Here is a 23,180-nt window from a genome sequence, read left to right on the forward strand (position 1 = left end):
TTTAATGAGTTTATATGAGGCTTAAGCCGATAAATATGAACTCTACAATTTAAATATCAAAAATAAGAATGTTATATAAAAGAAGTAGTCAGCTTTTTGCTGAAGCAGAAAAAGTAATTCCGGGAGGAGTAAATTCACCAGTAAGAGCGTTTAAAGCGGTTGGCGGAACTCCGATTTTTGTAAAAAGTGCTAAAGGTGCATATTTATATGATGAAGACGGAAATAAATTAATAGATTATATCAACTCTTGGGGGCCAATGGTTTTAGGTCATGCTTATCAGCCAGTTGTTGATGCTGTAATCGAAAAAGCAAAACTGGGAACTTCATTTGGAATGCCAACAGAATTGGAAACAGAAATTGCAGCTTTGGCTGTTTCTATGGTTCCAAATATTGATAAAATACGTTTTGTAAATTCAGGTACAGAAGCTTGTATGAGTGCAATTCGTCTGGCTCGCGGATTTACAAAAAGAGATAAAATCATCAAATTTGCAGGCTGTTACCACGGACATTCTGATTCATTCTTGATTCAGGCAGGAAGCGGTGCTGTAACTTTTGGTTCGCCAAACAGCCCTGGAGTTACAGAAGGAACAGCAAAAGATACTTTATTAGCAAAGTACAATGATTTAGAGAATGTAAAAACTTTAATTGAAGCTAATAAAGGAGAAATTGCAGCGATTATTATCGAAGCAGTTGCAGGAAATATGGGATGTATTGTGCCTAAAGAAGGTTTCTTGCAAGGTTTAAGAGACTTATGTACTGCAAACGGAATCTTATTGATTTTTGATGAAGTAATGACAGGTTTCCGTTTAGCACGTGGAGGAGTTCAGGAATTATACGGAATTGATGCTGATATTGTCACTTTCGGAAAAGTAATTGGTGGAGGACTTCCTGTTGGAGCTTTTGCTGCACGCGAAGAAATCATGAATTATTTAGCGCCTCTTGGACCAGTTTATCAGGCAGGAACATTGTCTGGAAATCCTTTGGCGATGGCGGCGGGATATGCAATGCTGAAAGCTCTTGATAATGATAGAGAAATTTTTACACGTTTAGAAGAAAAAACAGCTTATTTAGAAGCAGGAATCGACAGAGTTTTAAAAGCTAATAATGTTGTATTTACGATTAATAGAGTAGGTTCTATGATTTCTGTTCACTTTGATGCAAATCCAGTTACAGATTTCCAGACTGCTGCAAAAGGGGATAACGAAACGTTTAAGAAATTCTTCCACGGATTATTGCAAGAAGGCGTATACATTGCGCCATCAGCATATGAAACGTGGTTTATTACAGATGCATTGACTTATGAAGATCTAGATTTTACAATCAATGCGATTGATAAAGTATCGAAATCATTTTAATAACAAAAAAGAGGCTCTAAAAGCCTCTTTTTTGTTTGTATTATTTTACCTTATTGTGATATAAAGGGCATATATTTGAGTAATTTTTGATCAAGAAATCTTTTATTTTTGTAAAAAAATTCAACATATGGAATTGAGAAAAATAAAAATTGAAGATAATCTTTATCTATACAAAATGTTAGGAAAAATTAATTCTGAAGCGTCTACAGGAATATTATCTATAAAAGTATTTTTGAATGGTTGGAAACAAAGCCCATTGCAAATAGATTTTGTTACATGGGATGATTCTTTGATAGGCTATCCTCTGAACACTGGCTTTCCATTATTAAATTCATTTACCGGAGAAAAAGATATAATTAATTTAAATCGCCCAAAATATATTAAAGAATGCGTTCTATATGGTCTGAAAAATGGATGGGACGGCAAGAATAAGGTACAGATACTTGACGGTCTAAAAATGTTGGAAGATTTAGGTTATGATATTTCTGTTCTTATCCCTGAAAAATAAAAGGAGGCTTTAAGCCTCCTTTTATTTTTTGACCCAAAATTATTTTTTGTCTTTTTTGTGTTCTTTCATTTTGTCTTTATGCTCTTTCTGAATCGCAGTCCATTTTTTATATTGATCTGCATTCAAAATAGATTTCATTTTGGCATCATAAGTTTTATGATCTTCTTCCATTTGTTTTTTCATGGCTTTTCTTTCTGCATCAGTTGGTTTTGCATCAGAATCTTTTCTACTTTTTTTAAGCATTGCCATTTTTGTGCTTCTGTCAGATAAAAGTTCGCTAACTTGTTTTTGCTGATCTACATTTAAATTTAAATCTGTTGTCAGTTTTTGCAAATGTGCTTGGTCACGTTCTTGTGGCGTTTTAAAATCACCTTTTCTGTGATGCCCTTTGTGTTCTTTTTTTAGAGCTGTCCATTTTGTGTATTGATCGGCATTTAAAATAGATTTCATTTTAGCATCATTATCTGCTTTTTCTGCAACCATTTGTTTTTTGAAAGCTGCTTTTTCTTCAGCTGTTAAAGGTGTTTTGCTATCTTTTCGGCTTTGTCTGAACTTTTCAGCTTTAGCACTTTTTTCTGCAATAAGTTGTTTTACTTGTTCTTGCTGTTTTTTATCTAAACTTAAATCAGAAGTTAGTTTTTGTAAATATTTCTCGTTACGTTGTTCTGGAGTTAATTTTTCTCGTTGATCACGTGCCGGTTTCTGATTGATGTCCTGCGCAAAACTTACTATTCCAACAAATAATAAAGCTGCAATAAATAATTTTTTCATAATTCGTTTTATAAAAGGTTTATAGTAATTAGACTTCATCAGAATTATTAAGTTTAATGGCGTTTTGAGGTTTATCTTTTATTTAACAGAAACTATTAAGAAAAGTTTAAAGAATATTGAGAAATAAAAAAGAGGCAATTAAGCCTCCTTTTTTTATGCATCAAATTAGATTTTATCTTTTTTGTGCTCTTTCATTTTATCTTTCATTTTGTCTTTTTTCTCTTCTTGTAGGGCTTTCCATTTTGTATATTGGTCTGCTTTTAAGATCGATTTCATTTTAGCATCATTTGCTGCGATTTCGTCTTCCATTTGTTTTTTGAAAGCCGCTTTTTCTTCAGCAGTTGGTTTTGTGTTGCTATCTTTTTTTTCTTTTCTAGCTTCTCTAAATTTTTCGGCTTTTGCGCTTCTATCTGCTAAAAGCTGTTTTACCTGCGCTTGCTGACTAGCATCTAAATTTAATTCTGTAGTCAGTTTTTGAAGCTGTTTCTCATTACGCTGTTCTGGAGTCATTCTTTCTCTTTGCTCACGCGCCGGTTTTTGATCCATCTCTTGTGCAAAACTTGCTATTCCAACAAATAACATAGCTGCGATAAATAATTTTTTCATATTCAAGTTTTTTAATTGTTTTCAGATTAGACTTTATTAAAATCTTTAGGTTTAATCTTATATTTAAAATTATGTTTTATTTAACAGATTGATTTTTAGATTTTTTTTGAATAAAGAATTTAAATAGGAACTTTGGAACTAATAGATTAAGCTTAAGTTTGTAAAAAAAGTATAAATTATGAATCATAAATTTTGGAGAGAAATTGATTTTGATTGGGCAGGAATTTCTAGCGATAAACATTTTAAAATTCCTTATTTTAATGATGATGAAATTCAAGTTTTTTTAGGAGAAGAATTTGATGAAGATGGAGAAGAAATTGAAGAGCTTCCAACAAATGAAGAATTAGATGGTTTTGAGAAAACGTATAGCAGTTTTTTAGAAAATATTGATGATATTATTCTTCAAATAAAAGAAGAAGCTTTTCTTCGCTATAAAAAGATTTATGCAAAATATTATGAGGATTCAAAACAATCGGGACAGGAGCCTCTAAATATTGACACCAAAGAAAAACATTTTGAATACATTAAAGAATTACTGTACATAAGGATCTTAAAAGGAAATGAGATTAAAATGCCAATTCGTTATGGTTTAGATACAGAACATGGCATTGAAATTAAATTAATAGATAATAAAGTAGTAGAAGTTGGTGGAATAGCAGAGACATAGGATAATAAGGAGCTTAATAAGCTCTTTTTTTATGTCTTAAATTACTTTAAAATAAAATCCGTAATTTTAAGGAACTATTCAAAATCAAATTTATGGAACCAAGTAACAGCAAAATCGCCTTTTTCTCTACTCAGCCTTACGATAAAACGTTTTTCAATAAATACAACGAAGGCTTTGGTTTTCGGTTGAATTTTTTCGAAACACAGTTAAATCCTCAGACAGTAGCTTTAATTGAAGAGTGCGAGATTGTTTGTGTTTTTGTAAATGACATTGTAAATGAAACGGTTATTAATCAATTAGCAGAAAAAAAGGTAAAAATAATTGCTTTACGTTGCGCTGGATTTAATAATGTCGATTTGGAAGCTGCTAAAAAACATGGAATAAAAGTTTGCCGTGTTCCCGCATATTCGCCTCAGGCAGTTGCCGAACACGCCATGGCAATGATTTTGACTTTAAACAGAAAAACGCATAAAGCTTACAATAGAGTTCGCGAACAAAATTTTTCTTTAAACGGTTTATTAGGTTTTGACTTATTCGGGAAAACAATCGGAATTATAGGAACTGGAAATATAGGAAAAGCATTTTCTAAAATAGCACTAGGTTTTGGCTGTAAAGTTTTGGCTTATGATATTGTCGAAAACGAAGAAATGAAAAAGGACGGCGTTTCTTTTGTGGGTTTAGAAGAAATCTTTAAATCGAGTGATATTATTTCGCTTCACTGTCCGCTGAATGAACAGACCAAGCATGTCATCAATACTACCTCTATTTCTTTTATGAAAGACAGTGTTATGATTATCAATACAAGCCGTGGTGGATTAATTGAGACTTCATCGGTTATTGAAGGTTTAAAAGAAGGGAAAATTGGCTATTTAGGAATTGATGTGTACGAACAGGAAGAAAAACTGTTTTTTAGAGATCTTTCGGCAGACATTATTCAAGATGACGCGATTCAGCGTTTAATGAGTTTCCCGAATGTATTGGTAACAGCGCATCAAGCATTTTTTACCAACGAAGCTTTAACGCAGATTGCTTTGGTGACTTTCAATAATATAAAATCATTATTGACGCAAAATGATATTGAAAATAAAGCGGCATTGCTGGTGTAAATTATAACGAATTTAAAATATAGGATTATGAAAAATAAGATTTTAATTCTAATCGTACTTCTGGCATTGAGTTCTTGTCAGAATAAAGACAATTCGAAAAATATTGTAAAAACAATTGTTCAGGATACATTGTCTAAAACACTTGGAGGAACTGCAGATTTGAGTGAAGTTACTTCAAAAAAAGATAAAGCCATAGAATTAATCCGCAAACAATTATTGGTTCTGTTAAAGAATGACATTCCTGCATTGACAAAAGACGATCGTTATTTTTATTACGAAGCTTTTGATTTAAATAATGACAAGAAAAACGAATATTTTGTTGGTTTCTCTAATTCTTATTTCTGCGGAAGCGGAGGCTGTTCAGGTTATATTTTGAAGAATGACGGAAGTGTAATTAATCGTTTCACTGTAACTGATTTTCCAATATATGTAAGCACTTCATCAACAGAAAAATTTTATGATTTAATTTTTGAAAGTGGAGGGAAATTTCATCTTCTAAAAATGAAAAGCGGAAAATATCCGTCAAATCCGTCTGTTCAGCAAGTTATAAAAGGAGATGTTCCAAAAGAAAGTACAAAGGTTTTGGATATTCAAGGGGAGAAACTGGAGAAGTATTCTTTTTAAATTTCAATTGAAAGTTAAAGCTAAACCCGACAGGTTTTTAAAACCTGTCGGGTTTGTTGCTTAAAATTAAGAGAGCCATTCCAAATCTTGTCTATCTAAATCTTCTTGAGAAATGACTCTGCCATATTTTATATCTTCTTCACTTTGTCTGATGATATCTATTTCTTCTTCATCCAATTGATAAATTTCTTGATTATGCATGGTTAAGTTGTTTTCTGTTTAGGCAATTTAAATAATACAGCCCAGCAGATTCAAACCTGCTGGGCTGTATTATAATAAAATAGGACAATAATTACCCTACCAATTCAACAAATTTAAACTCGCCGTCAACAACGACTTTAGTTAAACCGTGTTTAGATAAGTTTTTCATAGACGCATCCCATTTTTTACCGCTTAAGTTAGCTGTAATTTTTAGCTGCGTCAAATCCATTCTATTTTCATTTTTGGTAAGCAAGTCAATGATGAATTTTTCTTCATCAGAAAGTTCGATTTGAGCTTGTTTTTTCTCAGGACGCATTTGTGGGAACAATAAAACTTCTTGAATCGAAGCATTGTTTGTCAAATACATAATCAAACGATCCATTCCAATTCCCATTCCAGAAGTTGGAGGCATACCGTACTCAAGAGCTCTTAAGAAATCTTCGTCGATAATTCCGTTTGCTTCATCATCACCTTTTGCAGCCAAACGCATCTGGTCTTCAAAACGCTCTCTTTGATCAATTGGATCATTTAATTCAGAATAAGCATTTGCGATTTCTTTACCGCAAACCATTAATTCAAAACGCTCAGTCAAATCTGGATTATCTCTGTGCTCTTTACAAAGTGGAGACATTTCTTTTGGATAATCTGTAATGAAAGTTGGCTGAATATAATTTCCTTCACATTTTGCTCCGAAAATCTCATCGATCAATTTTCCTTTACCCATTGTTTCATCAACCTCGATTCCCATTCCACGTGCAGCTTCAAACAATTCTTGTTCTGTTTTTCCAGAGATATCAAAACCAGTAAAATGTTTGATAGAATCTGTCATTGTAACGCGTGCATAAGGCGCTTTAAAGTTGATTTTGTGCTCGCCAAAAGTAACTTCGCTAGTTCCGTTAACGGCAATTGCACAATGCTCAAGTAAACCTTCAGCAAAGTCCATCATCCAGTTGTAGTCTTTGTAAGCTACATATATTTCCATTGCAGTAAATTCAGGATTATGCGTTCTATCCATCCCTTCGTTACGGAAGTTTCTAGAGAACTCATAAACACCTTCAAATCCACCAACAATTAATCTTTTTAAGTATAACTCATTTGCAATACGCATGTAAAGCGGAATATCAAGCGAGTTGTGGTGTGTAATAAATGGTCTAGCTGAAGCTCCACCAGGAATTGACTGTAAAACTGGAGTATCAACTTCTAGGTATCCTGCATTATTAAAATATTCTCTCATTGCAGTGAACAATTTAGTTCTCTTAAGGAAAGTTTCTTTTACTTGCGGATTTACAGTTAAATCTACATAACGCATTCTATAGCGCAATTCAGCGTCATTGAAAGCATCGTGTACTTTTCCGTCTTCATCAACTTTTGGTAAAGGCAACGGACGCAATGTTTTACTCAAGAAAGTAAAACCAGTCACACGAATACATTTTGCACCAACTTGTGTAGTAAATAATTCACCTTCGATACCAATAAAATCTCCTAAATCGGTTAATTTTTTGAATACTTGGTTGTATAAAGTTTTATCGTCACCTTCGCACAAAACATCACGATTCACATACAATTGAATACGTCCTTCGCTGTCTTGTAGTTCAGCAAAACAAGCTTTACCTTGATCACGAACACTCATCAAACGTCCTGCAACGATAACCTTCTTACCTTCCTCAAAAGTTTCCTTTATCTGCTTCGAAGTATGATTTACAGGAAAAAGATTAGCTGGATAAGGATTGATTCCCAGATTGCGTAAGTTTTGAAGTTTTTCTCTTCTGATGATTTCTTGTTCTGATAATGCCATTTTTAGTGCTATTTTTTTAAGTGTGCAAAGATAAAGAAAAGAATGCAGATTTTAGAATGCTGTTTTTAGATTTTTTGTGACATCAATATATTGGGTTTCAATCATCTTTAGTCAACATTGATAGCTGTTAGAATAGATTTATTTTTAGCAAATATAAAATACGTAACAGTGTCAAGTGTTTGATTTGTAGTTTTTTGAAGAAATCTAAAATAACAAATTGAAAGTTGTTTTAAAATGTAACTCAAATAATTCTTAAAAGAAGGTATCTTCGCTTGAATAACTTAAACCTAAATTATGAAAAGAATTCTACTTTGCTTTTTTATTGTATTTTGTATTACAAGCTGTACGCTTAAGGAAAAAATGGTCTTGAATGAAGATGGATCTGGAACTTTGTCTTATGGTTTTGATATGTCACCGATGTATAAACTAGGAATGAAAAAAGCAGATTCTGCTAAAGTCAATAAAGTCTTAGATACTACTTTTACTTTCAAAGATGTTCTTACTAAAATAAAAGACAGTATTTCTAAACTGCCAAATGGAGATAAAGAAAAACTAGCGCAGCTGGAGAAAGAAAAAGAGAAACTTGAACTTCTCGAGGATTTTAAAGTAAGCATAAAAGTAAACGACGAAAAAAAGCAATTCGAATACAGTATGGCATTTGATTTTCCTAGTGGAACAGATTTTAAAACTATCGCAACACCTGCTGAAAGTTTAGAAGCGCTGGCGGCCACAGACAAAAAAAGGTTAGGAGCTTTAAGCGCGGCTCCAAAGCCAGAAGAAAAATCAACTTCAACTATTTTTTATGATGGCAAGGTTTTTATAAAGGCTGTAACACCTTCTAAAGACGATAAAAAAGCTAAAAAGAAAAAAGAAGCTAAGAAAGAAAAGAGTGATGATCCATTCTCAAAAAAAATAGAAGAAATGATGAAGGAATGTAAATATATAGCAGAATATCATTTTCCTAAAAAGATTAAAACCGTGTCAATTAAAAATGCCGTAGTAGCAGAAGATAGAAAAAGCTTTACTGCCGAAATTCCATTAGGCAATATGCAGGAAAGCAGTGCCGATTTTGGTTTCAAAGTTGAATTTGAGCAATAATTGGAGGTTTTCAATAAAATGCATTTTTAAAAATAGTCTTTGTATCTTTGATAAAAATATACCTGCGATGAAATTATATAAATTACTGAGTTTTTCTTTTTTAATAGCGACATTAACCAGCTGCACTTTTACCGAAAACATTTACATCAATGATAACGGAACAGGAAAATTTTCTGTTGATATGGATGGTTCTGCTTTAATGGAAATGGCTGGCGATCAAATTGCAGGTCAAATGGGCGACGCTAAAAAAGATATCGATACTACTTTTACTTTCAAAAAGATGTTTGAAGAAAAAAAAGACAGTATTGCGAAGCTGTCACCCGAAACTCAGAAAGAGCTTAAAAAACTAGAAAATTTCGTTGTGTCAACCAAAATGAGTTCAGAGAAAAAACAGTTTCTAATGACTTTGGGAACTGATTTTAAAAATGTTAATGAACTTCAGGATATTTTACAGACCTTAAGCACATTCCAAAAATTAGAAGGCGGAGCTAACGCTAGTCCGCTTGGAAATGGTTTTGGAGATAACAATAGTAAATTAAACTATACTTATGACGGAAAGAAATTTACAAGAAAAGCAGTAGTAGATCAGCAAAAACTGCAAGCAGCAAAAGCAAAAGATACAGCTGCAGATATGACTAAAATGATGTTTGCTTCGTCTAGTTATATTGTAAAATATCATTTTCCAAAAAAGATTAAAACAGTCTCTAATCCAAGTGCTTTATTTAGCGACGATAGAAAATCAATTACAATTCAATACTCTTTTACGGATTATATGGAGAATCCTGACAAACTGAACTTTGATGTTGAGTTTGAAAAATAATTAAAATGAATAAAAAAATCCAACTTCAGGATCTGGGCAAAAGAGACTATAAATCGACTTGGGAATATCAAGAAGAAATCTTTAAAGATATAGTCGATTTAAAAATCAAAAACAGAAGAGAAGAACTTGATCTGCCAACGCCAAATTATTTATTGTTTGTGGAGCATCCGCATGTTTATACTTTAGGGAAAAGCGGTGATCTTGAAAACTTATTATTAAACGAAAAGCAGCTAGAAGCCAAAGGAGCGACTTTTTATAAAATTAACCGTGGAGGTGATATTACGTATCACGGACCGGGACAGATTGTAGGTTATCCGATTTTAGATCTAGAAAATTTCTTTACCGATATTCATAAATACCTGCGTCTATTAGAAGAATCAATTATTCTGACACTGGCAGAATATGGTTTAGAGTCGGGTAGAAGTGAAGGAGAAACAGGTGTTTGGCTCGGCGTAGGAACTCCGTTTGCGCGTAAAATCTGTGCAATGGGCGTTCGCGCTTCACGTTGGGTTACCATGCATGGATTTGCCTTAAACGCAAATGTTGATTTAGGATATTTCGACAACATAATTCCGTGTGGTATTCGCGGAAAAGGTGTTACTTCTTTAAATGTAGAACTTGGCGTAGAGAAAGTAGATGAAGAAGAGATAAAATCTAAAATCATAAAACATTTAACCGAACTATTCGAAGCTGAATTTGTTTAAAAACAATTGCTAATAAAAATTAACCCGTTTCAAGTATCCATTTGAAACGGGTTTTTTATTTTGTGTAATAAATGTGTTTTTCTAAAATAATTATTTCGGTCTTGAGCAACGAAACAAGGTTTGTTTTTTAAATACAAAGCGTTTTTTTCTTAAATTTATATTCAAAAAACTGAAAAACCATTCCATAAAAGTTAAGATTTTGATGGGATGGCAAATTCTAGACTTCTTGTAATTCTCTTAGCTATTTATGCTAAATTTGGTTTTGTACTATTAAATTTAAATTTCATTTTATTACCGATTGCTTATGAGAAAAATCTACTTATTCTGTTTCCTTTTTGTACTTAATGGTCTTTTTGCCCAAAAGAAAGATAAATTATATCCCGTTGCAGTTTATGAAAAAGTGTGGCAGGAAAAAAACAGCGATACCAGATTAAAGATGATCAAATCGATTTGGTTAGAAGACAGTACTTTTGAAGATCCCTCGGCTTCAATAAAAGGAATTACGGCCTTTAATAATGTAATTAACGAATTTTACAAGAAAAACCCAGATGCTGTGTTAACATCGGGGCCTAAAATTGTAAAAGACAATTACGTGACCTGGGAATGGAAAGTTCTTGATTCTAAAAATAACCTTGTAATGGCTGGACGTGATTTTGCACGTTTAAATGGAAAAGGCCAGGTTAGTAAAATTATTGGTTTCTGGGATAAAGGAGCGACTTTGTCTGAAGCTGATATTTTGAAAAATCTAGAAACTGATAATTTAAAAGTGGTAGCAAAATATTACGAAAGTCTTTTTAAAACAAAAGATTTCGATGCTTTGGCTACTGTAGTGGCAGATGGTGCAATTTACAATCAGGCTGTTGGTTTGCCTTATGGCGGAACTTATATTGGTTTTAGTGAATGGACAAAAATGTTTGCAAAATCAAATGAGTTTTTTGATCTTCAAATAGAAAAAGAACCAACTTATTTTAGCGATGCTTCTAAAAATGAAGTAATCATTTATTTTACAATAAACTGTAAATCTAAAAAATCAGGTAAAACAATGTCAGTTCCGATTTCAGAACATTTTGATTTGAAAGATGGAAAAATTATTTCTGTTAGGCCTTTCTATTATGACACAAGAACATTTGCTGAGTTTTTAAAAAGCAAAAAGTAAAAAAACGACCTAGAAATAGGTCGTTTTTTTTTAAAACAAATCGAGTTCTAATTGCTCAGGCAAGAGCCTAAAACTCATTCGGTGATATTTTGTAGTTCCAAATTCTTTAATGGCTTCACGATGCTCTTTTGTTGGGTATCCTTTATTTTGTTTCCAGTTATACATTGGGAATTCTTCGTGAATTTTTTCCATGTATTCATCACGATACGTTTTTGCTAAAACGGATGCTGCAGCAATACTTAAGTATTTTCCATCACCTTTTATAATACTTTGGTTCGGAATCGACTTTAAAAGCGCAATTTCATCTTTAGAAAACTGTTTCCCAAAAGTGTTTTTAAGTCCGAGTTTAGCATTTAAGGAACGGTTTCCGTCTACAATAATATATTCGGGAACATGTTTCAATTTTAAAATACATTCCTGCATTCCTTTCATTGAAGCATTTAGAATGTTTATTTCATCAATTTCATCTGGGAATAAATGTGTAACAGCAAAACATACAGCTTCTTTTTCAAGAATAGGTCTTAAAAGCGCTCTTGTTTTTTCTGATAATTGCTTACTGTCATTTAAGATTTTATTCTCAAAATGTTCGGGTAAAATTATAGCTGCGGCAGTAACTGGACCAGCTAGACATCCTCTTCCGGCTTCGTCAGTTCCAGTTTCTAAAACAAATCCTGAGAAATTTTTTTCGAGCATTTTTTTAGGTTTTAAAAAAAGCAAATATGGTGCTTTTTTTTCTGAAAATCATTAATAGATTCAAATAGGAACAATGGGAATATTTGCACTTTTTGAAATGGACATGTCACAGCCAAAATTGATGCAAATTTCATGATTTTTCGGATTGATTAAAAGTCTGCGATCTTCAGTAAAACAAGGAGGAAACTATTGAATTTTATGATTTTTTTTGCAAAATATTTAATTGTTGATTTTGTAAAATTGATTAAAAAAGGCGAAAATTAAGATTTATAAGACTTGATTTACAATTTGTTACAATTTGATAAAGAAATATTAATTGAAAATTTGTCAAATGAAACATTTTCAATGCAGAATGTTTTATTTATCTAACCAATATGTAAGATAATACCTAGGTGCATTTTGCTTTTTCTTCTCTTTTTTTTGAGGTAATTCTTGCTTTAAATGTTAAATAAATGTTAATGTATTGATTAACAAAATTACAGTATTTTATGTATAAAATTTTGTATAGTGCTAGTTTTGCGTTGATTAAATATTTCAAAATAAACATGTGTTAAAATAATATTAAAAAAAAGTTATATAGTATCAGTTTACTGCATTGTTGTTTTAAGAAAATATTAAGATGTTTGTCGAATACTAATTCAAAATTTTTAAAAATGAAACTAAAGTTAAATGGATTCTTAGTGCTTCTGGTGGCGCTGATTACGCAACTAACCTTTGCGCAAGAAAGAACTGTTTCGGGTATAGTTTCCGATAATGCAGGAATGCCTCTTCCAGGTGTAAGTGTATTAGTTAAAGGAACTAAAAGCGGAACGCAAACAGATTTTGATGGAAAATTCTCTATCAAAGCAACGTCAAGCGAAGTCTTGATTTTTACTTACATTGGAATGAAAACGCAAGAGGTTGCAGCTACTTCTACAGCATTAAATGTAAAATTAACTAGTAATACTACAGAATTAGAAAGTGTTGTTGTTACTGCTCTAGGTATTAAGAGAGAGAAAAAAGCACTTGGATATACTACACAGGAAATAAAAGGAGAAGATTTAGTGGGTGGTACTACAGGTGCTAACTTTATTAATGATCTTTCTGGTAAATCTGCTGGGGTGCAAATTAGAAGAAACACCAACTTTGGAGGATCTACAAACGCAGTTTCAAGAGGTGTTAAAAACCTTACAGGAAATAACCAAATGCTTATTGTAATTGATGGTATGCCTGTTAATAACTCGAATATAAATTCAAGTAATGGAGCACAGACTTCTGGAGCACGTAATACTTATGATTATGGTAATGCTGGTATGGATATTAACCCTGATGATATTGAAACATTAAATATATTGAAAGGTGCTGCAGCATCTGCATTATATGGGTTTCAAGCTGGTAACGGTGTAATTATGATTACTACTAAAAAAGGGAAAGCTCAGAAAGGTATGGGAATTACCATATCTAGTGAGTTTGGAGTTGGTTCAGCAGATAAAAAAACTTTCCCTGATTACCAAAACAAATATGGACAAGGTTATGGACCAACTTATGATGCTGCAGGAAATCCAAAAGGTACTCCAGTTGGACCAACAGGTGCGTTTTTTGTTATAGATAAAAATGGTAACCAAGTGGTAAGTACTACAGATGATGCTTCTTATGGTGTTGCGTTTGATCCGAATCTTTCTGTTTATACTTGGGAATCTTATACTCCATATTCTTCAAAATTTGGACAAAAATCTCCATGGGTAGCTGCTAAAAATGGCCCAATTACATTTTTTCAAACAGCTCAAACATTCAATAACTCAATCTCTTTTGAAGGTGGTTCAGATAAAAGCAACTTTGTTATCAATTACAACAATTATAAAGAGAATGGTATTTTGCCAAATAGTGAATTGAAGAAAAATAATGCAAGTATTAAATTCAATCAGAAAATGACAGATAAATTATCTGTAAGTGTTTTTGCAAATTATTTAGCTCAAACTACAACAGGTAGAAATGCTACTGGTTACGGTGGTGATAACGTAGCAGGTTTATTCCGTCAATGGTGGGGAACTAACGTAGATATTCAATCTCAGAAAGAAGTTTTCCAAAATTCTGGTGGACAAAATATTTCATGGAACATGGCAGATCCTGCTAATGGAAATACAAATCCTAAATATTGGGATAACCCGTATTTTACAAGATATAAAAATTACCAGACAGACGAAAGAAATCGTTTTATCGGTTATGGTCAGTTAGATTATAAATTTACAGATTGGTTAAACGCTACAGGAAAAATAAGTACAGATAGTTATTCTGAATTGCGTGAAGAGAGAAAAGCAGTAGGATCTTTGGCAGGTACATTTGGTATCAACCGTCTAGCTGTTGGTTCAGGATACCAAAAATATACAGGTATGTTTTCTGAGCAAAACTATCAGCTTACATTAAACTTCAATAAAAAACTTACTGAAGATTTCACATTGACAGGTTTGGTTGGGTACAATGCTTTAAGAACTAGACGTACATCTACATTGGCTTCTACAGATGGAGGATTAATTATTCCTGGAATCTATTCATTATCAAATTCAGTAAATCCTTCTCCATTCCCAATTGAGACTGAGGATAATACAGCTGTGAACAGTGTTTATGCTTCTGCTTCTCTAGGATTCAGAGATTTCCTTTATCTAGAAGGAACTGTACGTAATGATGCATTCTCGATGTTGCCACAAAATAATAACGATGTTAACACGTACTCAGTTTCTGGAAGTTACGTTTTTACAAAACATATTAATGCGCCATGGTTAACTTTTGGTAAATTAAGAGCGAGTTATGCTGAGAATCCACAAGGAAGTATTGATCCTTATGCATTGCAAGATGTATTTACTAAATTTAACCCATTTGGCTCAAACCAACTTTATTCAAGACCAAACACGGCTAATAACCCAAATTTGCACCCTGTAAAAACTACATCTAAAGAACTTGGTTTAGAGATGCAATTCTTTGACAGAAGATTAGGTTTTGATGTAGCTGTTTATAAAAGTTTAAGTGCAGATCAAATTTTTGCGGTAGATTATTCTACTGCAACTGGTAACTCTTCAAGATACGTAAACGCGGGATCAGTTGAAAATAAAGGTGTTGAGTTAATATTCAATGCAACCCCTTTTAGAACAAAAGATTTTCAGTGGGATATTAACCTAAACTGGTCTAAAAATGAAAATACAGTTGTAGCTTTAACAGAAGGTGTGGATGTTTTAACAATTGGTACATTCCAAGGAGGTGTTAGTATTGTTGGTACAAAAGGGCATGCGTATGGAGATATCCTTGGGAAAGATTATATCTACAAAGACGGACAAAGAGTAACTAAAAATGGAGTGTATTTGCAAACTGCAACTACTAATAATGTAATTGGTAATGTTACTCCCGACTGGATTGGTGGTATCCGTAACAAATTTACTTACAAACAAGTTTCTCTAGGTTTCTTAATTGATATTCAAAAAGGAGGAGATATTTTCTCTCTTGATCAATATTATGGACAAAGCTCTGGTTTGTATACTTCTACAGCAGGAAACAACGAGCTTGGAAACCCTGTAAGAAATACATTGGCTAATGGTGGAGGTGTTATTTTACCAGGAGTTAATGAAGATGGTACTCCTAATACTACAAGAACACCAAGTCCTGAGGTAGCTGGAAGTATCTATGGTTACAATAATAATCCACAAAAAGCATTCGTTTATGATGCAAGTTATGTAAAATTAAGAGAAGTAAGTATTACTTATAGCTTCCCTAAACAATTTATAGCTAAAGCAGGTTTGAATGATTTACGCCTTTCTTTAGTAGGTTCTAACTTATGGATCATCAGTAAAAATCTTCCAGATGCAGATCCAGAAAGTGGTATAAGTTCAGGTAACTTATCATCAGGTTATTCAGGAGGTTCACTTCCGACAACAAGAAATATTGGTTGTAACCTAACATTAAAATTTTAAATCATGAAAAAAGTACTTTTATTAATGTCTGTGGTGGGTATGATGGTTTCGTGCAGCCAAGACATTACAGATATGAATGTTGACCCGAAAAAACCAACAACTACCAAAGCGGAATATTTGTTTACAAATGCTGAGAAAAAATTAGTCGATCAAATGGTTAGTACTAGTGTGAATAATAACGTTTTTAGATTATTTGCACAACAATGGACAGAGACAACTTATCCTGATGAAAGCCAGTATAACATTACAAACAGAAAAATTCCTGATACGCACTTTTTGGTTTTGTACAGAGATGTTCTAGCTGATTTTCATGATTCAAGAGTTATGATTGTAGCAACAACTCCTGCAACTCCTGCAGACGAAGCAATTAAGCAAAATAAATTAGCGCTTATAGATGTTTTAGAAGCTTACGCTTATAGTGTATTGGTAGATACATTTGGAAACGTTCCTTACACACAGGCAATCGATATTAACAAATATCCTTTACCAGCTTATGACGATGCAAAAACTATCTATCAGGATCTTATTAAAAGATTAACTGCAGATGTTGCTGTTTTAAAAGCGAATAGTACAGTAGCTAACTTTGGTGCTGCAGATATTATTTATTCAGGTAATGCTGCAAGTAATGCAAAATGGGCAAAATTTGCTAACTCATTAATAATTAGAATGGCAGTTAATATGTCTGATATTGATCCAGCGTATGCAACTACTCAAGTTCAGGCAGCTCTTGCTTCTGGTGCTTTAGCTAATAATAATGATAATACAAAATTAACTTATTTAACTACATCAGGAAATCAAAATCCATTGTATGCTGATTTAGTAACTAGCCAGAGATTTGATTTTATTCCTGCTGAGCCTTTTGTTTCTGCTATGGACGCTATTGTTCCTGGTGGTGACCCAAGGATGCCTAAATATTTTACTAACCTAACTTCTCCAGCTCCAGTTATTCCTGCAGGAAGAACATTTGTAGGAGGAACTTATGGTGCAGGAAATGTTTATACATCTTACTCACAAATATCATCTACATTAAATAATCCAGCTTTCCCTGGAACTATCTTCGATTTTGCTGAGTTGAATTTCTTATTAGCAGAAGCTGCAGAGAAAAGCTTAATTCCAGGTGGTTCTGCTCAAGCAAAAGTATACTACGAAGCTGGTATTAGAGCTTCTATGGCAGACTGGGGAGTAACTAATACCACTGCTATTGATGCTTATATTGCGAGCCCAAAAGTGGATTATAACAATCCGTTAAGTGGAGCAACATATAAAGAAAAAATTGGTAATCAAGCATGGTTTGCTCTTTACAACAGAGGATACGAAGCATGGACATCTTACAGAAGATTGGATTTCCCAGTGTTAAAAGCGCCTCAAGCAGCTATCAACAAACTTATTTTCACTGTACCTGTTAGATATACTTATCCAGGTGTAGAAGCAAGTATCAATAAAGCAAATTATACTAAAGCTTCTGCTGATATTGGAGGAGATTTATTAAACACTAAATTGTTCTGGGATAAATTCTAATCTTTAGAATATAATCTACATCAATTAAGTTGATGATTCAAAGTAAATTATACCCAGTTTGGGAATAGAAAAATAAATATTTTGATTTTTTTTGAGAGCCCCGTATACTTTTGTATACGGGGTTTTCGTTTCCAAAAGACCCAAACAATTCTAGGTTCATATTATATATATGTTTTTTTATTTATATGTTTTTATCTTTTACCTTTGCTTCACTAAATTTTTTCGAAATAATATTATATAAAGCCATCAAATGAGAATATTCATTTTTCTATATCTATTAGTTGTTCCAACATTATTGTTTTCGCAAGAAAAGAAAACTGCTTCTAAAAATAATTTAGATATGAATACGGAATATTCAAGTATAACGGATTCCGTAAAAAAGAAAAAACAAAAAATAGCGACGATAGATCAGTATAAAATAGTGACTTTAGAACACGATACCATTTATGCAGATACTTCGCTAACGATTAAAAGTGCCTACAGACAGAATCATCTTAGAAAAGATCTTTTCGGACTTCAGGAGTTATCAAATATTGGTCAACCATTAAATACATTGCAATATAGTTTGACTAGTTTTTCTCCTTATCCTGAAATTGGTTTTAACGGAAAACATTCACTTTATATGCAGGCAGATCAAATTAGATATTATTCTGTTGCAACACCTTTTACAGAGTTGTTTTTTAATACAACTATAAAAAAAGGACAGAATGTAGATTCTTTTATCACATTAAACGTTTCCAAAAATCTAAATTTCTCTATTGCCTATAAAGGCCTGAGATCTGAGGGAGATTATAATAATCAATTGGTTAGTGCTGGAAATTTAAGAATTACAACCAGCTATGCTACAACTGACAAAAGATATGCTATAAATGCACATTTTACGAATCAGGATATAATGAATGAGGAAAATGGTGGTATTACAAATGATGCTGATTTTGAAAGTGATAATAAAGATTATAAAAACAGACAAAGATTGCAGGTTTATTTGACTGATGCAGAGTCTTTCTTAAAAGGAAGAAGGTTGTTTTTTGATCATGCTTTTAGAGTTAACCCAACTGATGGAAGCAACAATTTGTATATAACACATCAGTTTAACTATGAATATAAAGATTATGAATATAAACAGCCAACAGTAATCTCTACCATAACAGCAAACGACGGATCGACCACGCGCATACAGCGATTTGGAGATTCGTATGTAGCAAACACTATTAATGATCAGACAAAGTATGAAAGGCTTTATAATAAAGTTGGTGCAGCTTATGAAAATTCGCTTTTAGGTAAATTTATATTTTTTGTAGATGATTACAGATCAAATTACAAGTATAACCGAGTTATTATTGATGCCAATGGAAATGCAGTTCCAGACAATTTGTTTTTGCAGTTTAATAATTTCGGAGCTCAGTATGAATATCAGAAAAATAAATGGAATGGTCGATTTTTATATTCTAGATCAATTACCAATGAATCGCTTTCAGATTTAGATGCTAAGCTGCGATATGATATGAACGAAAAAATCAAATTTGATTTCAGATATCGCAACATTAATAAATTGCCAAACAACAATTATAATTTGTACCAAAGTAGTTGGATTTCATACAATTGGGCAAATGATTTTAAAAATGAAAAAATTAATTCGTTAAGTGCAGAGATTACAACTCCTTGGTTAACAGGACAAGTTCAGTATACAGTGCTAAAAGATCATTTGTATTTTACGGATATGGCAACAGATGCAGAAAAAGCAGCAAGCGAGCAGATTGTTAAGCCAATGCAGTACGGAAATGCAATTAATTATTTAGAAATAAAGGCAAGCCGAGAGTTTAAATTTGGACCTTTTGCTCTAGATAATACACTTTTATATCAGAAAGTAGATCAGTCAGATTTAATTTTAAATGTACCTGATTTTGTAACTAGAAATACATTTTATTATTCAAATCATTTCTTCAAAAAAGCATTGTTTATGCAGACAGGGCTTGTGTTTAATTATATGACGAAATATTATGGAGATGATTATAACCCTGTTATTGCAGAATTTTTTGTGCAGCAGGATAAAAAAATCGGTGGTTTTGCAACATTCGATTTCTTTGTAAATGCCAGAATACGCCAGACTCGTTTTTATTTAAAAGCGGAACATTTTAATGCTTTATTTTCACAAAGCAACTATTATGCAGCGCCTCATAATCCGTATCGTGATTTTGTGTTGCGTTTTGGTCTGGTTTGGAATTTCTTCAAATAAAACTGGCTAGTTTTTTATTTAGAACCACTTAATAAACTTAAATAAAAATGGACTTTTCAAATAACATTTTAGAAACAATTGGTAATACACCATTGGTAAAACTCAACAAAATTGTTGCTGAAATTGATGCGTTAGTATTGGCAAAAGTCGAAACCTTTAATCCTGGTAATTCTGTAAAAGACAGAATGGCTGTAAAAATGATTGAAGATGCAGAGGCAGATGGTCGACTAAAACCTGGGGGAACTATTATTGAAGGAACTTCTGGAAACACAGGAATGGGACTCGCACTTGTTGCAATAGTAAAAGGATACAAATTGATTTGTGTGATCTCAGACAAACAGTCTAAAGAAAAAATGGATATTCTTCGTGCTGTTGGAGCAAAAGTTGTTGTTTGTCCTACAGATGTTGAGCCTACAGATCCACGTTCTTATTATTCAGTTTCAAAACGTTTAGCAGAAGAAACACCAAATTCTTGGTATGTAAATCAATACGATAATATGTCAAATTCTCTGGCACATTATGAGCAGACTGGACCTGAAATCTGGAAACAGACAGATGGAAAAATAACACATTTTGTTGTAGGAGTTGGAACAGGAGGAACAATCTCTGGAGTTGGAAAATATCTAAAAGAGAAAAACCCAAACATCAAAATTTGGGGAATTGATACTTATGGTTCTGTTTTTAAAAAATACCACGAAACAGGAATTTTTGACGAAAACGAAATTTACTCTTATATAACAGAAGGTATTGGAGAAGATATTTTGCCTAAAAATGTTGATTTTTCTCTAATTGATGGTTTTACAAAAGTAACCGACAAAGATGCTGCAGTCTATACTAGAAAGATTGCTCTTGAAGAAGGTATTTTTGTTGGAAATTCAGCAGGAGCTTGTATAAAAGGCTTATTACAGCTGAAAGAACATTTTAAGCCGGATGATGTTGTTGTGGTACTATTTCACGATTCTGGAAGCAGATATGTAGGTAAAATGTTTAATGATGACTGGATGCGTGAACGAGGATTCCTTGAAGAAAATGTAACAAAAGCAGAAGACGTTATAAAAGATCATATCGATAAAGAACTAATTGTGGTGCGTACTGAGGAATTGGTTTCGCATGCAATTGAGCGTATGCGTAAATACAAAATTTCGCAGATTCCAGTTGTTGATATCAATGGTTTTGTGGGCTCTGTAGATGAAACAGATTTATTTAGAAGTTATGTTGCTGATAAAAATGTTGCCGAAAAACCAATTAAAGAGGTGATGGGGAAACCTTTCCCGATTGTAAAATTAGGAACGCCAATTGAGGAAGTTTCACGACTTTTTACTAAAGAAAACGATGCTGTTTTGGTAGATTTAGGAAATGGACACCATCACATTATTACTAAATATGATATCATCGGCTCAATAAAATAAGCCTTTGCAAATTATTAATAATCCATAAGCCTAATTGTTTTTACGATAAGGTTTATGGATTTGTCTTTTAAAAACAGAATATGAATTTTACTGCTATTGATTTTGAAACTGCAACGGGATATCACCCCTGTTCAGTTGGTATAGTAACAGTCGAAAACGGAATTATCGTAGACGAATATGTTTCTTTAATTAAGCCACCAAATAATGAGTACAATCCGTTTACGATTCGCGTTCACGGAATTTATCCAAAAGACACTGTCAATGCAAAATCGTTCTTTCAGATATATCCTGAGATTGAAAAGAGGCTAAAAAATAGAGTTGTTGTAGCGCATAATGAAAGCTTTGACCGTAATGTTTTGATGAAAACTATGTTGCTTCACGGCTTAAATTATGAGGATTTGAATATCGCTACAAAATGGGAATGTACAGTAAAGATTTACAAAGCAAAAGGGATAAAACCAACTAAATTAAGTGATTGCTGTCGCGAAATGGATATTCAGCTCAATCACCATGAAGCATTGTCAGATGCACGAGCTTGCGCTAAATTATATATGCTTCGCTAAAATAATTCAAATAATTTGTAAGAATAATATTAAATTTATTTAATTTTAGATTTTGTAATTATACTATAAAATCTAAAATGAAAGAAGACTTCCTTCATTATCTCTGGAAATTCAAGAAGTTTGATAGCTTGAATTTAAAATCTGTTCATAATGAGCCAATTACCATTATTAAAACTGGTGATTATTTAGAACTTTCTGGTCCTGATTTTTTTAACGCCCATATTGAAATTGGTGGCCAAAAATGGGCTGGTAATGTGGAGATTCATTTAAAATCTTCAGACTGGTATTTGCACAATCATGAAAAGGATGCTGCTTATAAAAATGTGATTCTTCACGTCGTTTGGGAAAATGATACAGTCATTTTTAGAGAAAACAATACAGAAATATCTGTTCTAGTGCTTAAAGATTATGTCTCTAAAGAAACTATTGATAATTATAATGCATTAGTTTCTCCAAAAACATGGATTTCTTGCGAAAGACAATTAAAAGAAATTGACAAGTTTATATTTAAGAACTGGCAAGAAAGACTATTTTTTGAGCGTTTAGAGCGAAAATCCAAGTTTATTTATCAATTATTGGAAGAAACCAATCAAGATTGGGAAGCAGTCTTATTTTGCCTTCTAGCGAAGAATTTTGGCTTAAATACCAATGGAAATTCTTTTTTGCAGATATCGAAGGCAATTCCGTTTTCAGTGATTAGAAAAGAAAGTTTTGAAGTCGAAAATCTAGAAGCATTGCTTTTTGGAACTTCAGGTTTGTTAGAAGCAGAGAAAGAGGATGTTTATTATAAAGATTTAAAATTTCGCTACTTCTATTTATTGCATAAATATCAAATAGAAAAAACTTATGTAGATCCTCTTCAATTTTTTAAACTCCGTCCAGATAATTTCCCAACAATCAGGCTTTCTCAATTAGCATCCTTATATCATAAACATCAAAACCTATTTTCAAAAATAATTGATTTGAAATCTGTTGAAGAAGTATATCATCTATTGAGTGTTTCTGCAAGTTCGTATTGGCAAAATCACTATCAATTTGACAAAGAAAGTCCAAAGAAATCTAAAACACTTTCTAAGTCATTCATAGATTTAATGATTATCAATACTATAATTCCGCTTCAATTTGCTTATTCTAATATTAGAGGCGAATCAATTGCCGAAGATTTAATTGATTTTATAAATGAAGTTGCTTCCGAGAAAAATACCATCATTGATAAGTTTAATTCATTCGGAATAAAGTCTCAATCTGCATTTGTAAGTCAGTCATTGCTAGAGCTCAAAAATGAATATTGCGAGCGTAAAGCATGTTTAAAATGTGCTCTTGGTTTGGAATTGCTTAAAAATAATTAGATAATTTGTACTTTTGTAATCCTGGGCAGTCAGGAATCTAAAAACTCTCAAGTCATAAATCTA

The 23,180-nt window shown here is 32.5% G+C and carries 20 protein-coding genes; 15 read left to right on the forward strand and 5 right to left on the reverse strand.

From position 1 onward, the window contains the following. Nucleotides 1–68 precede the first annotated feature (68 nt). A complete protein-coding gene (gene hemL, locus DMA14_RS01665; RefSeq protein ID WP_111422621.1) occupies nt 69–1,355 on the forward strand; it encodes a glutamate-1-semialdehyde 2,1-aminomutase in 1,287 nt (428 codons plus the stop codon). 127 nt (nt 1,356–1,482) lie between these two features. Further along, entirely contained in the window at nt 1,483–1,863 is a 381-nt protein-coding gene (locus DMA14_RS01670; protein WP_111422622.1) for a hypothetical protein, read from the forward strand. Between the two features lie 39 nt (nt 1,864–1,902). Here DMA14_RS01670 and DMA14_RS22960 read toward each other — a convergent pair whose 3' ends face one another. Together DMA14_RS22960 and DMA14_RS01680 are read right to left on the reverse strand one after the other, a co-directional pair. Then, a complete protein-coding gene (locus DMA14_RS22960) occupies nt 1,903–2,634 on the reverse strand; it encodes a DUF4890 domain-containing protein (protein ID WP_238989906.1) in 732 nt (243 codons plus the stop codon). Between the two features lie 165 nt (nt 2,635–2,799). Then, a complete protein-coding gene (locus tag DMA14_RS01680) occupies nt 2,800–3,240 on the reverse strand; it encodes a hypothetical protein (RefSeq protein ID WP_111422624.1) in 441 nt (146 codons plus the stop codon). Between the two features lie 178 nt (nt 3,241–3,418). Here DMA14_RS01680 and DMA14_RS01685 point away from each other — a divergent pair, with 178 nt between their 5' ends. From DMA14_RS01685 to DMA14_RS01695, 3 genes are all read left to right on the forward strand, one after another. Continuing rightward, nucleotides 3,419–3,907 (forward strand): DUF6985 domain-containing protein, encoded by a 489-nt coding sequence (locus DMA14_RS01685; protein ID WP_111422626.1) that lies wholly within the window; start codon nt 3,419–3,421, stop codon nt 3,905–3,907. Nucleotides 3,908–3,999: 92 nt separating this feature from the next. Beyond that, nucleotides 4,000–5,013, forward strand: a complete 1,014-nt coding sequence (locus DMA14_RS01690; protein WP_111422627.1) for a 2-hydroxyacid dehydrogenase — start codon at nt 4,000–4,002, stop codon at nt 5,011–5,013. A 27-nt stretch (nt 5,014–5,040) separates the two neighbouring features. Then, nucleotides 5,041–5,637, forward strand: coding sequence for a hypothetical protein (locus tag DMA14_RS01695; RefSeq protein WP_111422629.1), 597 nt, complete (start codon nt 5,041–5,043; stop codon nt 5,635–5,637). 66 nt (nt 5,638–5,703) lie between these two features. Here DMA14_RS01695 and DMA14_RS23045 read toward each other — a convergent pair whose 3' ends face one another. Continuing rightward, entirely contained in the window at nt 5,704–5,838 is a 135-nt protein-coding gene (locus tag DMA14_RS23045; RefSeq protein ID WP_262510311.1) for a hypothetical protein, read from the reverse strand. Nucleotides 5,839–5,929: 91 nt separating this feature from the next. Next, a complete protein-coding gene (gene lysS, locus DMA14_RS01700; protein WP_111422630.1) occupies nt 5,930–7,633 on the reverse strand; it encodes a lysine--tRNA ligase in 1,704 nt (567 codons plus the stop codon). A gap of 294 nt (nt 7,634–7,927) precedes the next feature. Here lysS and DMA14_RS01705 point away from each other — a divergent pair, with 294 nt between their 5' ends. The 4 genes from DMA14_RS01705 to DMA14_RS01720 all read left to right on the forward strand — a co-directional run bounded on the left by DMA14_RS01705 (nt 7,928) and on the right by DMA14_RS01720 (nt 11,411). Then, nucleotides 7,928–8,731, forward strand: a complete 804-nt coding sequence (locus tag DMA14_RS01705; RefSeq protein WP_157957643.1) for a hypothetical protein — start codon at nt 7,928–7,930, stop codon at nt 8,729–8,731. A gap of 67 nt (nt 8,732–8,798) precedes the next feature. Then, nucleotides 8,799–9,551 (forward strand): hypothetical protein, encoded by a 753-nt coding sequence (locus DMA14_RS01710; RefSeq protein ID WP_111422633.1) that lies wholly within the window; start codon nt 8,799–8,801, stop codon nt 9,549–9,551. 5 nt (nt 9,552–9,556) lie between these two features. Beyond that, nucleotides 9,557–10,255, forward strand: a complete 699-nt coding sequence (lipB, locus tag DMA14_RS01715; protein ID WP_111422635.1) for a lipoyl(octanoyl) transferase LipB — start codon at nt 9,557–9,559, stop codon at nt 10,253–10,255. Nucleotides 10,256–10,559: 304 nt separating this feature from the next. Beyond that, a complete protein-coding gene (locus DMA14_RS01720) occupies nt 10,560–11,411 on the forward strand; it encodes a nuclear transport factor 2 family protein (RefSeq protein WP_111422636.1) in 852 nt (283 codons plus the stop codon). Between the two features lie 30 nt (nt 11,412–11,441). On the opposite strand, the gene DMA14_RS01725 is transcribed toward DMA14_RS01720, so the two are convergent. Next, nucleotides 11,442–12,104 carry a ribonuclease HII gene (locus DMA14_RS01725; protein WP_111422638.1) on the reverse strand — a complete coding sequence of 221 codons (663 nt, stop codon included), beginning with the start codon at nt 12,102–12,104 and terminating at the stop codon, nt 11,442–11,444. Between the two features lie 653 nt (nt 12,105–12,757). Between DMA14_RS01725 and DMA14_RS01730 the strand changes: the two genes are divergently transcribed. The 6 genes from DMA14_RS01730 to DMA14_RS01755 all read left to right on the forward strand — a co-directional run bounded on the left by DMA14_RS01730 (nt 12,758) and on the right by DMA14_RS01755 (nt 23,117). After that, nucleotides 12,758–16,042, forward strand: coding sequence for a SusC/RagA family TonB-linked outer membrane protein (locus DMA14_RS01730; RefSeq protein ID WP_111422640.1), 3,285 nt, complete (start codon nt 12,758–12,760; stop codon nt 16,040–16,042). Between the two features lie 3 nt (nt 16,043–16,045). Then, nucleotides 16,046–17,560, forward strand: a complete 1,515-nt coding sequence (locus DMA14_RS01735; RefSeq protein WP_238989907.1) for a SusD/RagB family nutrient-binding outer membrane lipoprotein — start codon at nt 16,046–16,048, stop codon at nt 17,558–17,560. A gap of 250 nt (nt 17,561–17,810) precedes the next feature. After that, nucleotides 17,811–19,796, forward strand: a complete 1,986-nt coding sequence (locus DMA14_RS01740; protein ID WP_111422643.1) for a putative porin — start codon at nt 17,811–17,813, stop codon at nt 19,794–19,796. Between the two features lie 47 nt (nt 19,797–19,843). Continuing rightward, entirely contained in the window at nt 19,844–21,205 is a 1,362-nt protein-coding gene (locus DMA14_RS01745; protein WP_111422644.1) for a pyridoxal-phosphate dependent enzyme, read from the forward strand. Nucleotides 21,206–21,285: 80 nt separating this feature from the next. Continuing rightward, the gene (locus tag DMA14_RS01750) at nt 21,286–21,768 is read left to right on the forward strand and encodes a 3'-5' exonuclease (RefSeq protein WP_111422646.1); all 483 of its coding nucleotides are present in this window, start codon (nt 21,286–21,288) and stop codon (nt 21,766–21,768) included. Nucleotides 21,769–21,845: 77 nt separating this feature from the next. Next, nucleotides 21,846–23,117 carry a DUF2851 family protein gene (locus tag DMA14_RS01755; protein WP_111422648.1) on the forward strand — a complete coding sequence of 424 codons (1,272 nt, stop codon included), beginning with the start codon at nt 21,846–21,848 and terminating at the stop codon, nt 23,115–23,117. The last annotated feature ends 63 nt before the right edge of the window (nt 23,118–23,180 follow it).

This window comes from Flavobacterium sharifuzzamanii, from assembly GCF_003254585.1.
Lineage (GTDB): Bacteria > Bacteroidota > Bacteroidia > Flavobacteriales > Flavobacteriaceae > Flavobacterium > Flavobacterium sharifuzzamanii.

Excerpts from the sequence above, each read along its gene's own strand:
- DMA14_RS01710 (WP_111422633.1), top strand. The coding sequence starts at position 8,799 with ATGAAATTATATAAATTACTGAGTTTTTCTTTTTTAATAGCGACATTA.
- DMA14_RS23045 (WP_262510311.1), bottom strand. The coding sequence starts at position 5,838 with ATGCATAATCAAGAAATTTATCAATTGGATGAAGAAGAAATAGATATC.
- DMA14_RS01740 (WP_111422643.1), top strand. The coding sequence starts at position 17,811 with ATGAGAATATTCATTTTTCTATATCTATTAGTTGTTCCAACATTATTG.
- DMA14_RS01735 (WP_238989907.1), top strand. The coding sequence starts at position 16,046 with ATGAAAAAAGTACTTTTATTAATGTCTGTGGTGGGTATGATGGTTTCG.
- DMA14_RS01745 (WP_111422644.1), top strand. The coding sequence starts at position 19,844 with ATGGACTTTTCAAATAACATTTTAGAAACAATTGGTAATACACCATTG.
- DMA14_RS01720 (WP_111422636.1), top strand. The coding sequence starts at position 10,560 with ATGAGAAAAATCTACTTATTCTGTTTCCTTTTTGTACTTAATGGTCTT.
- DMA14_RS01690 (WP_111422627.1), top strand. The coding sequence starts at position 4,000 with ATGGAACCAAGTAACAGCAAAATCGCCTTTTTCTCTACTCAGCCTTAC.
- DMA14_RS01670 (WP_111422622.1), top strand. The coding sequence starts at position 1,483 with ATGGAATTGAGAAAAATAAAAATTGAAGATAATCTTTATCTATACAAA.
- DMA14_RS01750 (WP_111422646.1), top strand. The coding sequence starts at position 21,286 with ATGAATTTTACTGCTATTGATTTTGAAACTGCAACGGGATATCACCCC.
- lipB (WP_111422635.1), top strand. The coding sequence starts at position 9,557 with ATGAATAAAAAAATCCAACTTCAGGATCTGGGCAAAAGAGACTATAAA.
- DMA14_RS22960 (WP_238989906.1), bottom strand. The coding sequence starts at position 2,634 with ATGAAAAAATTATTTATTGCAGCTTTATTATTTGTTGGAATAGTAAGT.
- DMA14_RS01725 (WP_111422638.1), bottom strand. The coding sequence starts at position 12,104 with ATGCTCGAAAAAAATTTCTCAGGATTTGTTTTAGAAACTGGAACTGAC.
- DMA14_RS01680 (WP_111422624.1), bottom strand. The coding sequence starts at position 3,240 with ATGAAAAAATTATTTATCGCAGCTATGTTATTTGTTGGAATAGCAAGT.
- DMA14_RS01695 (WP_111422629.1), top strand. The coding sequence starts at position 5,041 with ATGAAAAATAAGATTTTAATTCTAATCGTACTTCTGGCATTGAGTTCT.
- DMA14_RS01685 (WP_111422626.1), top strand. The coding sequence starts at position 3,419 with ATGAATCATAAATTTTGGAGAGAAATTGATTTTGATTGGGCAGGAATT.
- lysS (WP_111422630.1), bottom strand. The coding sequence starts at position 7,633 with ATGGCATTATCAGAACAAGAAATCATCAGAAGAGAAAAACTTCAAAAC.
- hemL (WP_111422621.1), top strand. The coding sequence starts at position 69 with ATGTTATATAAAAGAAGTAGTCAGCTTTTTGCTGAAGCAGAAAAAGTA.
- DMA14_RS01730 (WP_111422640.1), top strand. The coding sequence starts at position 12,758 with ATGAAACTAAAGTTAAATGGATTCTTAGTGCTTCTGGTGGCGCTGATT.
- DMA14_RS01755 (WP_111422648.1), top strand. The coding sequence starts at position 21,846 with ATGAAAGAAGACTTCCTTCATTATCTCTGGAAATTCAAGAAGTTTGAT.
- DMA14_RS01705 (WP_157957643.1), top strand. The coding sequence starts at position 7,928 with ATGAAAAGAATTCTACTTTGCTTTTTTATTGTATTTTGTATTACAAGC.